This is a genomic window from Stutzerimonas stutzeri RCH2, from assembly GCF_000327065.1.
In the GTDB taxonomy this organism is placed as follows: domain Bacteria; phylum Pseudomonadota; class Gammaproteobacteria; order Pseudomonadales; family Pseudomonadaceae; genus Stutzerimonas; species Stutzerimonas stutzeri_AE.
Window position 1 is genome coordinate 916536 of the sequence record NC_019936.1, and the last position, 14898, is coordinate 931433.

Sequence of the window (14898 nt, forward strand, 5' to 3'; positions counted from 1 at the left end):
TTGCGGGCTAGCGAGCGCTTCGGTGCGAACCCTGAGAAGGGAATCCTCTAAGATGGTGCACTTTTCGACTCCGGGGCTTTCATGCAATCGCCCGTATCCCTAGATGCTCGCACTGCACGGGTTCTGCCGTGGCTGGTGGCGATCGCCTTCTTCATGCAGACGCTGGACGGCACCATTCTCAATACCGCGCTGCCGGCCATGGCGCGTGATCTGGCAGAGAATCCATTGCGCATGCAGGGCGTGGTGATCGCCTACATGCTCACCGTGGCGCTGCTGATTCCGGCGTCCGGCTGGATCGCCGATCGTTTCGGTAGCCGACGTATCTTCGTCACCGCCATCGTGCTGTTTTCCGTGGGCTCGCTGCTCTGTGCGCTGTCCACCAGCTTCAACCAGTTGGTGGCGTCCCGTGTGCTGCAGGGGCTGGGCGGTGCATTGATGCTGCCGGTGGGGCGCCTGGTGGTGCTGCGGGCGTTTCCGCGCAGCGAGTTCGTGCGGATCATGGCCTTTATCGCGTTGCCGGGACTGGTCGGTCCGCTGCTCGGTCCGACCCTGGGCGGCTGGCTGGTGGAGTACGCCTCCTGGCACTGGATCTTCCTGATCAACCTGCCGGTGGGGGTAATCGGCTGCATTGCTGCGCTGCGCTTCATGCCGGACCTCAAGGGGCCGGAGCGGGTGCGCTTCGATACGCTGGGCTTCGTGCTGTTCGGCGCGGCGATGGTGTTGGTCACCATTGCCCTGGAAGGGCTCGGCCATATGCATATGTCGCATGCCCGCGTAATGCTGCTGCTGGTTGTCGGCGCGGCCTGCATGACGGCGTACTGGCTGCGCGCAGGGCGCATCGACGCGCCGCTGTTCAGCCCCAAGCTGTTCCGAACGCGCAGCTTTGCCGTGGGCATCTTCGGCAACCTGTTCGCCCGCCTGGGTGGCGGTGCGCTGCCGTTCCTGCTGCCGCTGCTGCTGCAGGTGGCGCTGGGTTATTCGCCGGCGCAGGCGGGGATGAGCATGATTCCGCTGGCCTTGGGTGCGATGGCAGTGAAATCGATGGCCAAGCCGATCATCGACCGTCTCGGTTATCGCCGCCTGCTGATTGGCAACACCCTGTTGCTTGGCGGCCTTATCGCCAGCCTGGCTACGATCGATACGCAAACGCCGACCTGGCTGCTGCTGGTGCATCTCGGGCTGATCGGCATGGTCAACTCCATGCAGTTCACCGCGATGAACACCGTCACCCTGGTCGGCCTCAGCCACGCCGATGCCAGCAGCGGCAACAGCCTGTTGTCGGTGGTGGTGCAGTTGTCGATGAGCCTTGGTGTCGCCACTGCTGGGGCGCTGCTCGGTGGCTTCACGGTGGATGACGCCCAGGGCAGCGAGGTGCTGCATGCATTCCAGCTGACCTTCCTCTGCGTCGGCGGCATGGCGATGCTGGCTGCCGCGTTGTTCCTGCAGCTGGAACATCGCGATCCCGCCAAGGCTGACGATCCGCGGCGCCCGGTGGATGTCGGCGAATAGCGCCGACGCCTATCTGTAATGTTTCAAGACACGTGGTTGCTTGAGCGCTGCGTCAGGCTGGCGCAGCGCCCAACGAGCTCAGCGGGATGTGGGGGTCATGGCCATCGGCTCAGCGCAAAGACCCGCTGCAATTGTTTACCTGTTCAAGTAAACATTATCGACCTGTCGTCATAAGCTACATATCGTTAAGGCTCTGAAGCGGCACTGCGCCGTTATCAAAGGAGCGAAACGATGAGTGCAATGAGCCTAGCCTGGCTATTGATCGGCACCTCGCTGTGCAGCGTGATGGTGCTACTGGTAGTGCTCTGGCTGCTATGGATGGGACGGCAGAGCCAGTGCCGTGAGCTGGCGGTATTGCGCGAGCTGCTGGATGACCTCGGCCAGGTGATCGTGCGCCTGGAGCAGGACAAGGCTGAGCTCACTTCCGGGCTGCGGGCGGAAAAGGCCCATGTCGCCCAGCTACGTCGCCAGCTTGATTTGCTGCGCAGCTGATTGTTTGTTGTTTAAACAAACATATTTCTTCGAATACACCTGATTCGCCGTTATGATTCCGACCTATTGTTTATAAAAAACTACAAATAGGAGGTTTCATGCATCCCGTAGTCGTCGAAGTCACTGAGCGCCTGATCCAGCGCAGCCGGCCGACGCGCGAGGCCTATCTCGCCATGATTCGTGGCGCTGCCAGCGCTGGCCCTGCACGCAACGGGGCGCAATGCGCGAACTTCGCCCATGGCGTTGCCGGATGCGGCACCCAGGACAAGCAGCGCCTGCGCCTGCCGGACGCGGCCAACGTCGCAATCGTCACCGCCTACAACGACATGCTCTCGGCGCATCAGCCCTACGAGGGTTACCCTGAACGCCTGCGCCAGGCGCTGCGCGATGTCGGCTCGGTGGGGCAAGTGGCGGGCGGCGTGCCGGCGATGTGTGACGGCGTCACCCAGGGCGAGCCGGGCATGGAGCTGGCCATTGCCAGTCGCGAGGTGATCGCCATGAGCACCGCGGTGGCGCTGTCGCACAACCTGTTCGATGCGGCGCTGCTGCTCGGCATCTGCGACAAGATCGTTCCCGGGTTGCTGATCGGCGCGCTGCGCTTCGGTCATCTGCCCGCCGTGTTCGTGCCGGCCGGGCCGATGCCGTCCGGTCTGGCCAACAAGGACAAGGCCGCGGTGCGCCAGCGCTATGCCGAAGGCAAGGCCAGTCGCGACGAGCTGCTGGCGGCGGAAATGCAGGCCTATCACAGCCCTGGCACTTGCACCTTCTACGGCACCGCCAACACCAATCAGATGCTGATGGAAGTGATGGGCCTGCATCTGCCGGGCTCGTCCTTCGTCAACCCGGGCACGCCACTGCGCGATGCGCTGACTGCCGAGGCCGCGCGCCAGGTCACTCGACTGACGCCACAGGGCGGCTGCTTCACGCCGCTGGGTGAACTGGTCGACGAGCGCGTGCTGGTCAACGCCATCGTCGCGCTGCATGCCACCGGCGGTTCGACCAACCACACCCTGCACATGCCGGCAATCGCCCAGGCGGCGGGCATCCAGCTGACCTGGCAGGATATGGCCGACCTCTCCGCGGTGGTGCCGACGCTGGCGCGGGTCTATCCCAACGGCCCGGCCGACATCAATCATTTCCATGCTGCGGGCGGTGTGGCGGTGCTGGTGCGCGAGCTGCTCGCGGCCGGCCTGCTGCATGAAGATGTGCATACCGTGATGGGGCGTGGCCTCAGTCGCTATACCCAGGAGCCCTTCCTCGAAGGCGGTCGATTGACCTGGCGTGAAGGCGCTGCGGCGAGCCTGGACGAAAGCCTCCTGCGGCCGGTTGCGCGGCCGTTCTCTGCCGAGGGCGGTCTGCGGGTGATGAGCGGCAATCTCGGCCGCGGCGTGATGAAGGTGTCTGCCGTGGCGCCCGAGCACCGCGTCGTGGAGGCTCCGGCGCGGGTCTTCGCCGATCAACTGGAGTTGGTCGAGGCATTCAAGGCGGGCGAGCTGGAGCGCGATGTCGTTGCGGTGGTGCGCTTCCAGGGGCCGCGCGCCAACGGCATGCCCGAGTTGCACAAGCTGACGCCTTATCTTGGTCTGTTGCAGGACCGCGGTTTCAAGGTCGCGCTGGTCACCGACGGGCGCATGTCCGGTGCGTCGGGCAAGGTGCCGGCGGCGATCCATGTATGTCCCGAGGCAATCGATGGCGGCCCGCTGGCGCGTGTGCGTGACGGCGATCTGCTGCGCGTGGATGGGCAGGCCGGCGTGCTCGAGGTGCTGGTCGATGCCGCCGAGCTGGCCGGCCGATCGCCTGTTGCTGCGCCGGCTGCGAGCGTGCAGGGTTGCGGGCGCGAGCTGTTTGGCTTTATGCGCTCGGCGTTCAGCTCCGCCGAGCAGGGCGCCAGCGTGTTCACTGCTGGGCTGGAGGCGCTGCGATGAGGCTGGCGCTGGTCGGCGATATCGGCGGCACCAATGCGCGCTTCGCGCTGTGGCGCGACTCGCGGCTGGAGTCGGTACGGGTTCTGGCGGCGGCGGATTTCGCCACGCCCGAAATGGCGGTTGAGTATTACCTGGCATCCCTCGGCCTGGCGCCGGGCAGCGTCGAGGCAGCCTGTCTGGCCTGCGCCGGGCCGGTCAAAGGCGAGCAGTTCACTTTCACCAACAATCACTGGCGGCTGACGCGAAGCGACTTCTGCGGCGCCCTGCAGATGGGCGAGCTGTTGCTGATCAATGACTTCGCCGCGATGGCGCTGGGTATGACGCGTGTAGGCGAAGCGGGGCGCCGCATGATCTGCGCTGGCGAGGCCGAGCCCGATGCGCCGGCACTGGTCATCGGGCCGGGCACCGGGCTTGGCGTTGCCGGGTTGCTACCCTTGGGGGGTGGCAGCTGGCGTGCATTGCCGGGGGAGGGTGGGCATGTCGACCTGCCCGTGGCGGATGCGCACGAGGCGGCGCTGTGGCAGATGCTGTTCGCTCAGCTTGGCCATGTGCGCGCCGAGGACGTGCTCAGTGGCGGTGGCCTGTTGCTGCTCTATCGTACGGTCTGCACCGTGGCCGGTTTGGCGCCGCGACTGGCGTCGCCGGCTGAAGTCACCGCGGCTGCGCTGGCTGGCGATCATGTCGCGGTGGCGACCCTGGAGCAGTTCTGCGTGTGGCTCGGCCGGGTCGCCGGCAACAACGTGCTCACGCTCGGCGCGCGCGGTGGGGTGTATATCGTCGGTGGTGTGGTGCCGCGTTTCGCCGATTTCTTCGCGGCCAGTGGTTTCGCTCGCGGCTTTACCAGCAAGGGCTGCATGAGTCGCTATCTCGGCGATGTGCCGGTGTGGCTGGTAACTGCTGAGTTTCCAGGGCTTGAGGGCGCCGGTGTGGCGCTGGAGCAGGCGCTGGCGCGCTGATCTGGCGCTTTCGGGTGTGGAGGGCGGGATGTTGTTATAGCAACATCCCCTTCTCATGCCGGCGCGGTTGCCTCAGCTCGGCTCTTCGTCCGCCGGATAACGGCTGGCATTGAGGCTTTCCTTTACCTTGCGCAGGTGCGGCTGGAAATCCACGCCGCGGCGCAGGGTCATGCCGGTGGCGAGCACGTCGAGCACGGTGAGCTGAATGATGCGCGAGGTCATCGGCATGTAGATGTCGGTGTCCTCGGGCAGCGGGATGTTCAGGCTCAGCGTGCTGGCCTGCGCCAGCGGCGAGCCGGCGGCGGTCAGGCCGAGTACCGAGGCGCCGTTCTGTCGCGCGATTCGTGCCACCTCTACCAATTCGCGGGTGCGGCCGGTGTAGGAAATGATCACGAACAGCTCGCCGGTATGCGCCACCGAGGCCAGCATGCGCTGCATCAGCACGTCCGAATGCGCGGTCACTGCCAGGTTGAAGCGGAAGAACTTGTGCTGCGCATCCAGCGCCACCGAGGCCGAGGCGCCGAGGCCGAAGAAGTGGATCTGCCGCGCCTGGATCATCAAATCGACAGCGCGGCTGACCAATTGCGGGTCGAGGCTCTGGCAGGCGCTGTCCAGCGAGGCGATGGCGGAGCCGAAAATCTTGCGCGTGTATTCCGCTGGGCCGTCGTCGGGCTCCACCGCCTGGCTGACGTAGGCGGCGCCGCTGGCCAGGCTTTGCGCGAGCTGCATCTTCAGTTCCGGATAACCGCTGACGCCGAACGAGCGGCAAAAGCGATTCACTGTCGGCTCGCTGACCTGCGCGGTCTGCGCCAGGGTGGCGATGCTGAAACGGGTCGCCTGCTGCGGATTGCGCAGGATCACCTCGGCGACCTTGCGCTCGGCCTTGTTGAGGTCTTCGATGCGGCGCTGGATCTGCTCGAGCAGGTTGTGTACGCGGTCCATGTCGGTCCTGATGCGGCTTGCCAATGGGGTGGCCTATCCTACTGAGGGCGGTGCGGAGCGGCCACAGGTATCTAAATTTGCGCTAAATGTTGTTTTTATTACTACATTGAACTTGAATAACCAGGCATCGCCGTGTATTCATAGTGCAGTTTTAGTAGAAGAACAAACATCATGACGCCACTATCTGTCGAACCCTGCACCCTGGCGCTGTTCGGCGCCCTCGGTGATCTGGCCCTGCGCAAGCTGTTTCCCGCGCTCTATCAGCTCGATCGCGCCGGTCTGCTGCCAACCGAAACCCGCCTGCTCGCGCTGGCGCGTGAGAGCGGCGAGCCGGCAAGCCATCTGGCGATGATCGAAGAGCATCTGCGCCGCCACGTCGGCGAACGCGACCTCGATGAAGCCGTGCTGCAGCGCTTCATGGCGCGCCTGGACTATCTGAGCATGGATTTCCGCCGCGCCGAGGACTTCGCCGCGTTGGCGGACAAGGCCGGCAACGCGGATAGCATCGTCGCCTTCTTTGCCACGCCGGCATCTGTCTACGGTGCGATCTGCGCCGGGTTGGCCGAGGCGGGCCTGGCCGAGCGCACCCGCGTAGTGCTGGAAAAGCCCATCGGCCACGACCTGGAGTCGTCCCGCGAAGTGAACGACGCGGTGGCGCGCTTCTTCCCGGAAGACCGCACCTATCGCATCGACCATTACCTGGGCAAGGACACGGTGCAGAACCTGATCGCCCTGCGTTTCGCCAACAGCCTGTTCGAAACCCAGTGGAACCAGAATCACATCTCCCACGTGGAGATCACCGTTGCCGAAACCGTCGGCATCGAAGGCCGCTGGGGCTACTTCGACCAGGCCGGCCAGCTGCGCGACATGATCCAGAACCACCTGTTGCAGCTGCTCTGCCTGATCGCCATGGACCCGCCCAGCGACCTCTCGGCCGACAGCATCCGCGACGAGAAGGTCAAGGTGCTCAAGGCGCTGGCGCCGATTGCACCGGAGCATCTTGGTCAGCAGCTGGTGCGCGGCCAGTACGTCGCCGGCAGCATCCTCGGCCGCCACGTACCGGGCTATCTGGAGGAAGAAAACTCCAACACCCAGAGCGACACCGAAACCTTCGTCGCGCTGCGGGCGGAAATCTGTAACTGGCGCTGGGCCGGCGTGCCGTTCTACCTGCGTACCGGCAAGCGCATGCCGCAGAAGCTGTCGCAGATCGTTATCCACTTCAAGGCTCCGCCGCACTACATCTTTGCCCCGGAGCAGCGCCAGCTGATCGGCAACAAGCTGATCATCCGCCTGCAGCCGCAGGAGGGCATCTCGCTGCTGGTGATGACCAAGGACCAGGGCCTGGACAAGGGCATGCAGCTGCGCAGCGGCCCGCTGCAGCTGAATTTCTCGGAAACCTACAAAAGCCCGCGCATCCCCGACGCCTACGAGCGGCTGTTGCTGGAAGTGATGAAGGGCAACCAGAACCTCTTCGTGCGCAAGGACGAAATCGAATACGCCTGGAAGTGGTGCGACCAGCTGATCGACGGCTGGCAGCGCGTCGGCGCCCCACCCAAACCTTACGCAGCAGGCAGCTGGGGACCGGCTGCTTCGATTGCCCTGATCAGCCGTGATGGCAGGAGTTGGTATGACGATCTCTAATCTCGATCTGCCGGTGCAGACCCTGGGTTTCAGCCTTGGTGACGCTGAGCAGCTGGCCGGCGAACTGGCGCTGACCGTGAGCAATGCGCTGCGCGGTGCGATCACCGAGCGTGGTGCGGCGACGCTGGTGGTTTCCGGCGGCCGCAGCCCGATCGCCTTCTTCGAGCGCCTGGCGCAGCAGGAACTGGATTGGACCAAGGTCACCGTCAGCCTCGCCGACGAGCGCTGGGTGCCGGTCAGCCATCCCGACAGCAACGAAGGCCTGCTGCGTCGCCATCTGTTGCAGGGTCCGGCCGCTGCGGCACGTCTGGTCGGCCTGTACCAGAGCGCGGCAAGCCTCGAACTGGCCGCCGAACGCGCCGATGCCGTATTGACCGAGCTGCCGCCGATCGACGTATTGGTGCTGGGCATGGGCGAGGACGGCCACACCGCCTCGCTGTTCCCGGACAGCCCGAATCTGCAGCAGGCGCTCGACCCGCGTGGTACGCGGCGTTGCCTGCCGATGCAGGCGCCGACTGTGCCGCGCCAGCGTTTGAGCATGAGCCTGGCGTTGCTGGCCAGCGCCCGCCTGACGCTGCTCGCCCTGCACGGTCGCGGCAAGCTGGCCACGCTCAATCAGGCCCTGGCTGGCGAGCCCTACGAAGCGATGCCGATCCGCGCATTCCTCGCTCGCCCCCTCGAAATCTACTGGTGCCCTTGAGGCCGCAAGGAATTTTCCATGACATCTATCCAAACCAGCGCCGAAGCCATGAACGACAAGATCGCCCTGATCGACCAGTGGTGCAGCGCTGCGCGCATCCTGCCGGTAATCACCATCGAGCGTGAGGCGGACATCCTGCCGCTGGCCGATGCTCTGGCCGCCGGTGGCCTGCGCGTGCTGGAAATCACCCTGCGTTCGGCGCTGGGCCTGCGCGCCATTCGCCTGCTGCGCGAGCAGCGCCCGGAGCTGATCGTCGGCGCCGGCACCGTACTCGACGCCAACATGCTCGAGCAGGCCGAGGCCGCCGGGGCGCAGTTCATCGTCTCGCCCGGCAGCACCCCGGCGCTGCTCGAAGCCGCCTTGCAGGGCCCGCTGCCGCTGCTGCCAGGCGTCGCCAGTGCTTCGGAAATCATGCTCGGCTACGCCATGGGCTATCGCCGCTTCAAGCTGTTCCCCGCCGAGATCTGTGGCGGCGTGGCAGCACTCAAGGCACTGGGCGGGCCGTTCGGTGACATCCGCTTCTGCCCGACTGGCGGTGTCAATGCGCGCAATGCGCGGGATTACCTGAGTCTGGCCAATGTGATGTGCGTCGGCGGCACCTGGATGGTCGACGCCAAGGCCGTGCGTGCCGGCGACTGGGCCGCCATCGAAAGTGCCACGCGCCAGGCTCTGCAAGCGCTGGACAGTGCACCGGCAGCCGAACTGCCGCGCGACTTCGACCTGCGCGCCGAGCGTGCCGAACAGCGCGAGCTGTAACAGTCCCATCCCCTGCGGCGGGCGAAGGTCCGCCGCCTCTTTCACCATCTTCTCGCTACCTGGAGGTTGCATGAGCAACGCGCGCCCGCTTTCCGAGCTTTTCCCCCGTCTGGATGAGATTCCCGAAGCCTATCGGCCGGACGCACCGGTGACGCAGCGCGACTATCTGGTCGATGGCGAGTTGATGCACTGGGACGGCCCGCTGGCTGAAGTTCGCAGCCCGGTGTTCCTGCGCGAGGCCGATGGCAGTGAGCGTCAGGTGGTCCTCGGCAGCACGCCACTGCTGGATGCCGACGCCGCGCTGCGTGCGCTGGACGCCGCCGTTGCCGCCTATGACTATGGCCGCGGTGCCTGGCCGACCATGCGCGTGGCCGAGCGCATCGCCCATGTCGAGGCCTTCCTGGCGCGCATGCGCGAACAGCGCGAGGCGGTGGTCAAGCTGCTGATGTGGGAGATCGGCAAGAACCTCAAGGATTCCGAAAAGGAGTTCGATCGCACCTGCGACTACATCGTCGACACCATCCATGCGTTGAAGGAGCTGGACCGCAGCTCCAGCCGTTTCGAGCTTGAGCAGGGCACCCTCGGCCAGATCCGCCGCGTGCCGATGGGCGTGGCGCTGTGCATGGGGCCGTACAACTACCCGCTGAACGAAACCTTCACCACGCTGATCCCGGCGCTGATCATGGGCAACACCGTGGTGTTCAAACCGGCCAAGTTCGGTGTGCTGCTGATCCGTCCGTTGCTCGAAGCCTTCCGCGACAGCTTCCCGGCTGGCGTCATCAACGTCATTTACGGTCGCGGTCGCGAGACGGTCAGCGCACTGATGGCCAGCGGCAAGATCGACGTGTTCGCCTTTATCGGCACGCACAAGGGCGCCGCTGACCTGAAGAAACTGCACCCGCGTCCGCACCGCCTGCGTGCTGCGCTGGGGCTGGATGCGAAGAACCCGGGCATCGTTCTGCCGGATGTCGATCTCGACAATGCCGTGGAAGAGGCCGTGACTGGCGCGCTGTCGTTCAATGGCCAGCGTTGCACGGCATTGAAGATTCTCTTCGTGCATGAGGCGGTGCTCGATGGCTTTCTCGAACGCTTCGCCGCTCGCGTCAACGCGCTCAAGCCCGGCATGCCCTGGGAGCCGGGCGTGGCGCTGACGCCGTTGCCGGAGCCGGGCAAGACCGATTACCTGCATGCGGTGCTGGAAGACGCCGTGGCCAAGGGCGCGCGGGTGATCAACACCGGTGGCGGCGAGTCGCACCAGACCTTCTTCCAGCCGGCGGTGCTGAGCCCGGTGGATTCGTCCATGCGCGTCTACCACGAAGAGCAGTTCGGCCCGCTGGTGCCGGTGGTGCCGTATCGCGAGCTGCAGGAGGTGATCGACTACGTCACCGCCTCCGACTACGGCCAGCAGCTGTCGATCTTCGGCAACGACCCGGCGCAGGTCGGCGAGCTGGTCGATGCCTTCGTCAACCAGGTCGGCCGCATCAACATCAATGCCCAGTGCCAGCGCGGGCCGGACAGCTACCCGTTCAACGGTCGCAAGAATTCCGCCGAGGGCACGCTGTCGGTACATGACGCCCTGCGCGTGTTCTCCATCCGCACTCTGGTGGCGACCCGCTTCAACGAGGCCAACAAGCAGCTGGTCGACCGGATCATTCGTGACCGCCAGTCGAGCTTCCTGACCACCGATTACATCTTCTGACGGAGCTTGTTCATGGCCTCGCCCGTGCTCGACCAACCGCTGTTGCTGGGCATGATGCGCCTGCTGGAGTACCCCGAGCTGGGTGAGCCCCAGGCATTGCTGGGCTTTATCGAACGCTGCGTCGAGCGTGGGCTGAACGGTTTCGACCACGCCGACATCTATGCCGGCGGGCATTGCGAGGCGCACTTCGGCGCGGCCTTGCGCCTGGCACCGGGGCTGCGCCAGCGACTGCAGATCATCGGCAAGGCCGATATCGTGCCGGCCGGGCAGGACTGCTCGCGCTGGCGGGTCAAGCACTACGACACCAGTGCTCGCTATCTGCGCCAGGCGGCGGACGGCAGCCTGACGCGGCTGGGTGTCGAGCGGCTCGACGGTTTTCTGCTGCATCGCCCGGACCCGCTGCTGCAGGTCGACGAGGTGGCCGACACGCTGAACGAGCTGATCGCCAGCGGCAAGGTCGGCTGGGTCGGGCTCTCCAACGCCGGGATGTTGCATTGCCAGGCATTGGCGCAGCGCGTGCCGCTGCGCTGCAACCAGATCGAACTCTCGCTGCAGGCCCAGCACTGGGTATGGGATGGCAGCCTGCATGCGTTGCAGGCTGCCGGCCTGCAGGTGCTGGCCTGGTCGCCCATGGCGGGTGGGCGCTTCGGCGAGCGACTGCGCAGCGCCCTCGATGAAGTCGCCACGGATCGGGGCGCGACGGCCAATCAGGTGGCGCTGGCCTGGCTGCGGCAGCTGCCCGGCCGGCCGTTGCCGATCCTCGGCAGCCTGCGCTGGGAACGGATCGAGGAGGCGCTGCACGGCGCCGAGCTGGAACTGGGTCGTCCCGCCTGGTTCTACCTCAGCGAAGCGGCCCGCGGGCATGAGGTGGCGTAGGGCTGGGTGTTCATCTGCCGCCAATCCAAGGTGGAAAATGCTTCGCAGTTTTCCACCCTACGGGGTGGCTAGTAGGGTGGATGACGCTTCACCCATCCACCGCGTGGCATCTGCGATGGTTCGGCATAACCCCGATTAGGAACGCTATCGATCAACAGCTGCTGTGAGTGGTCCAAAACGGTGCGCCCCTGTGCTAGGGTCGCGCCCGTCGCGGGACGACCCGCTGGCATGTCGAATCGTGCGGGGACGGCCCTGCAGTTGATGGAGTCATCGTCATGCATTCGGCCTGGATCATGTTGACCATTGCCGGCCTCCTGGAAGTGGGTTGGGCCATTGGCCTCAAGGCTTCCGAAGGCTTCACCCGCCCGCTGCCCAGTGTGCTCACCGTTGTGGCCATGGCGGGCAGCTTCTTTCTTCTTGCCCGCGCCATGCAGGTCCTGCCGGTGGGTACCGCCTATGCCATCTGGGTCGGCATCGGTGCGCTGGGTACTGTAGCCCTGGGCATCATCATTTTCGGCGAAAGCGCCTCGCCCGCTCGGCTGGTGAGTGTCGTGCTGCTGCTGGCAGGGCTGGTGGGGTTGAAGCTGACCGCTTGAACCGCGCCGCTACCGGTGTCTGCGGGCAGTGGCGGCACCGTAGCTCTCAGCAGCGTCGGAACAATCGAGCCCGTAGGGTGGATGACGCTGTACCCATCCACCGCTGCGATTTCCCAAGGTATAAGGCGCCTCGTTCGTGCCGGCGTCCGCGGAAACTGCTTCGCAGTTTTCCACCCTACGGTGCCGCCAAGAGCTCCGTAGGGTGGATGGCGCTTCATCCATCCACCGCTGCTACGGTGCTTGCCGGTTTTTCAGCGAATCTCGATTCGTTGCAGCAGGTGCTGCTTCGCCTGGGTGTCACCCACTCGTGCCGCTTCGTCGGCCAGGCGCAGGGCGCGCTCGAGGTCCTTCTGCGCCAGTGCGGCATCGATTGCCTGGCGGTAGTAGGCCGAGGTTTCTGGCAGCACGGCCGGTGCCGGCGCGCTGGGCAGCTCGTTACCCATTTCCTGGCCGATGCTGTAACCCGGTACGTAGCCTTTGGCGGTCGAGCCGGCCGCACTGTCGGGGATCATCACCAGCCGGATCACGCCTACTGGCGAGTGCTTCGCTACCGGGTCGGGAATGCTCGGCGGCTCGTTGCCCGCCGCCTTGGCATAGGCCTTGGCCGGGTGTTGCAGCACGGTCTGTCCGGCCATCTGCGCGTCGCTGGTGTAGAGGATCAGGTAGCGCTCGTTGCCCGGGTGCTCGGGCTGGGAGCGGTCGATGCGAATGCGCGCATCGAGGCTGTCGCCCTTGAGCCCGGTCGGCGGCACATAGCTGAAGTCATCGGCGTCGAGCAGCCGCGTCGGGCGCATACGGCTGTCCAAGAGCATGGCATTGGGCGCCAGCACGCTGCTGCCGGCCTGGCTGTAGATCCGGATCTCGAACGAGGGGCCGCCGGCCGGCAGGGCGAAGGCGCGGAAGAAACTCTTGCCGGTCTCGAAGCGGTAAGCCGGCGCCTGGGTGTCGATCAGCACGTCGCCGGTGAAACCGGCTTCGAGTGGCTGGTACGGCAACTGGTCGATACCACTGCAGCAGGTCGGTGCGCCGGCCAGCGCATCACGGGCCTGCTCAATCGGATGTTGCAGCGGCTTGGGGCTGCTGGTGAGAGCATCGACCCGGCGCAGCGGTTCGCTGCTGCAGCCGGCGAGCGCCAGGGCCAATAGCCCGGCGGTAAGGAAGGACAAGCGATGCATGGTGGTTCTCCGAACAAAAAATGCCCCGACCTGCCAGCGTCGGGGCAAAGGCACCGTCTGGACGGTGGGAGCGGAAAGGGCGCCGTCGCGGTCGGCCCGCGACGGCACTTAAACGTTACGGCTTACCACCAGGCTTCGGCCTGCACGCCGAAGGTGATGCCGTCGTCGTCACCGGCATCGATGGACTCGCTGGCGGCCTGGTAACGCCCGCCGTCCCACTTGGCATAGGTGGCGAACACGCGGATCTGCGGGCGCGCCCAGAAGCTGTTGCCGGCCGACCATTGCTGGGCGAGGGTGAGCTTCTTCAGGTCGCGGCTGCGTTCACCGTCGGCCTGCGGATCGACGCGGTCGTAGCCGAACTCCAGCGCGGTGCTCATCACGTCGCTCCACTTGTACACCGGGCGCACACCGAAGCTGGCCCAGGTCTGCCCGGAGTCGTTGTCGAAGTCGCGGTCCTCGTAGATCTGCACGTACATCATCTCGATGTTGTCGGTCAGGCCGACCACGCCCTGGTTGACCAGGCGGAACATCTTGCCGTCGCTGTTACCGGTGTTGTTGCGCCCGCTGCTGCCGATGATGCCGTCGGTGCCGTATTGCAGGGCGAGCTTGTTGTAGCCGCCGAACCAGTCGCTCTGGGTGTGCTCGAGGGTGACCAGATGGCCTTTCTGGTCCTGGTAGCCGGGGTCGCGTTCCTGCTCGTCGGTGAGGTTGGCCTTGCCGTAGTCGTAGCCGATCTCCAGCTTGCCGCCCGGGTTGACGTCGATCTCGGCGAGGCGGAAGTCGAGGGTGTCGTTGGCCAGGTTGGTGCCGGTGCCCGAGCCCTGGTAGACCCAGTCGCCATCGGTGTTGCGGATCCACGCCACGCTGGCCTTGGCGAAGCCCAGGTCGATGTCCTCGATACCGGCGCCGGGGCCGGAGACATCCCAGTAGTAGTAGTCGTTGATGTGCACGTCATGACGCTTGTAGTAGCGCTTGCCGGCCCAGATCGCCGCGCCCGGCAGGCTCGGGATGAGGTTCTTGCCGACCACGTTGAACTGGCGGATGGAGGTGGTGCCGGCCTCGTCGAAGGGGTTGTTCTCACCGCCATTGGTGTCGGTGCCGCCGGCTTCCCAGTCGTTACCCTGGTCGGAGCGGTAGGCGATCATGCTGTCGACGTAGAAGCTGCGGTTGCCTTCGCTCCACACCTCCTGGCCAAGGCCGATCTCGGCGTAGGTTTCGCATTCGTTGCCCAGGCGATATTTCGCTGGTGCGCCGGCGGCCTGGAAGCAGGCCTGGTCGCCGCCACCGGCGGTGGCGCCGACGCCCGAACGCAGATAGCCGTGGAAATCGACCGCCAGGGCAGGGCCGCTGACCAGCAGGGCGGCGAGCAGACAGGCGGGTTTGCGGGCAAAGCTTGGGTGCGCGGTGTGCTTCATGACGAGGTCCTTGTTTTTCTTGTTAATGCCGAATCGATCACGCCTTCGCTGCGTGTCGTAAGGGGCGCAGCTCGGTGGCAGAAGCCTCGGGGAATGGGCCGGGGGTAGCATCCTCCCAGCAGCGGATTTCGTTGGCGCAGGGCGAGGGCGTACCAGGGATGAGTACGGCGTAATCCCTGGGGCGGGGATGAGGCGAGAGGGGCGCAGATGATTGCC

Annotated in this window: 13 protein-coding genes; 10 read left to right on the forward strand and 3 right to left on the reverse strand. The window is 65.5% G+C overall.

Features of this window, described 5'->3' with window-relative positions; all coding sequences use genetic code 11:
- Positions 1-81 precede the first annotated feature (81 nt).
- The 4 genes from mdtD to PSEST_RS04165 all read left to right on the forward strand — a co-directional run bounded on the left by mdtD (position 82) and on the right by PSEST_RS04165 (position 4882).
- On the forward strand, positions 82-1509 hold the full coding sequence (gene mdtD / locus PSEST_RS04150; RefSeq protein ID WP_015275784.1) for a multidrug transporter subunit MdtD: 1428 nt from the start codon (positions 82-84) through the stop codon (positions 1507-1509).
- Between the two features lie 231 nt (positions 1510-1740).
- Positions 1741-2001: a hypothetical protein gene (locus tag PSEST_RS04155; protein ID WP_015275785.1), complete on the forward strand. Its 261-nt coding sequence runs from the start codon at positions 1741-1743 to the stop codon at positions 1999-2001.
- A gap of 98 nt (positions 2002-2099) precedes the next feature.
- Positions 2100-3926 (forward strand): phosphogluconate dehydratase, encoded by a 1827-nt coding sequence (gene edd / locus PSEST_RS04160; protein WP_015275786.1) that lies wholly within the window; start codon positions 2100-2102, stop codon positions 3924-3926.
- Positions 3923-4882 (forward strand): glucokinase, encoded by a 960-nt coding sequence (locus PSEST_RS04165; RefSeq protein ID WP_015275787.1) that lies wholly within the window; start codon positions 3923-3925, stop codon positions 4880-4882. The genes edd and PSEST_RS04165 overlap by 4 nt, the downstream gene beginning before the upstream one ends.
- A 72-nt stretch (positions 4883-4954) precedes the next feature.
- Here the strand turns inward: PSEST_RS04165 and PSEST_RS04170 are convergent, their stop codons facing one another.
- Entirely contained in the window at positions 4955-5824 is an 870-nt protein-coding gene (locus PSEST_RS04170; RefSeq protein ID WP_014820929.1) for a MurR/RpiR family transcriptional regulator, read from the reverse strand.
- A 171-nt stretch (positions 5825-5995) separates the two neighbouring features.
- On the opposite strand from PSEST_RS04170, the gene zwf reads away from it, so the two are divergent.
- From zwf to sugE, 6 genes are all read left to right on the forward strand, one after another.
- The gene (gene zwf, locus PSEST_RS04175; RefSeq protein ID WP_015275788.1) at positions 5996-7465 is read left to right on the forward strand and encodes a glucose-6-phosphate dehydrogenase; all 1470 of its coding nucleotides are present in this window, start codon (positions 5996-5998) and stop codon (positions 7463-7465) included.
- Complete coding sequence (gene pgl / locus PSEST_RS04180) at positions 7452-8165, forward strand: 6-phosphogluconolactonase (protein ID WP_015275789.1); 714 nt, start codon at positions 7452-7454, stop codon at positions 8163-8165. The genes zwf and pgl overlap by 14 nt, the downstream gene beginning before the upstream one ends.
- 18 nt (positions 8166-8183) lie before the next feature.
- Positions 8184-8921 carry a bifunctional 4-hydroxy-2-oxoglutarate aldolase/2-dehydro-3-deoxy-phosphogluconate aldolase gene (locus PSEST_RS04185; RefSeq protein WP_015275790.1) on the forward strand — a complete coding sequence of 246 codons (738 nt, stop codon included), beginning with the start codon at positions 8184-8186 and terminating at the stop codon, positions 8919-8921.
- Positions 8922-8991: 70 nt separating this feature from the next.
- Positions 8992-10620, forward strand: coding sequence for an NADP-dependent glyceraldehyde-3-phosphate dehydrogenase (locus tag PSEST_RS04190; protein ID WP_015275791.1), 1629 nt, complete (start codon positions 8992-8994; stop codon positions 10618-10620).
- Between the two features lie 12 nt (positions 10621-10632).
- Entirely contained in the window at positions 10633-11496 is an 864-nt protein-coding gene (locus PSEST_RS04195) for an aldo/keto reductase (protein WP_015275792.1), read from the forward strand.
- 275 nt (positions 11497-11771) lie between these two features.
- A complete protein-coding gene (gene sugE, locus PSEST_RS04200) occupies positions 11772-12092 on the forward strand; it encodes a quaternary ammonium compound efflux SMR transporter SugE (RefSeq protein ID WP_015275793.1) in 321 nt (106 codons plus the stop codon).
- A 251-nt stretch (positions 12093-12343) separates the two neighbouring features.
- Here sugE and PSEST_RS04205 read toward each other — a convergent pair whose 3' ends face one another.
- Both PSEST_RS04205 and PSEST_RS04210 read right to left on the reverse strand, forming a co-directional pair.
- Complete coding sequence (locus PSEST_RS04205; RefSeq protein WP_015275794.1) at positions 12344-13267, reverse strand: MalM family protein; 924 nt, start codon at positions 13265-13267, stop codon at positions 12344-12346.
- 122 nt (positions 13268-13389) lie between these two features.
- Positions 13390-14682 carry a maltoporin gene (locus PSEST_RS04210; RefSeq protein ID WP_015275795.1) on the reverse strand — a complete coding sequence of 431 codons (1293 nt, stop codon included), beginning with the start codon at positions 14680-14682 and terminating at the stop codon, positions 13390-13392.
- Positions 14683-14898 lie beyond the last annotated feature (216 nt).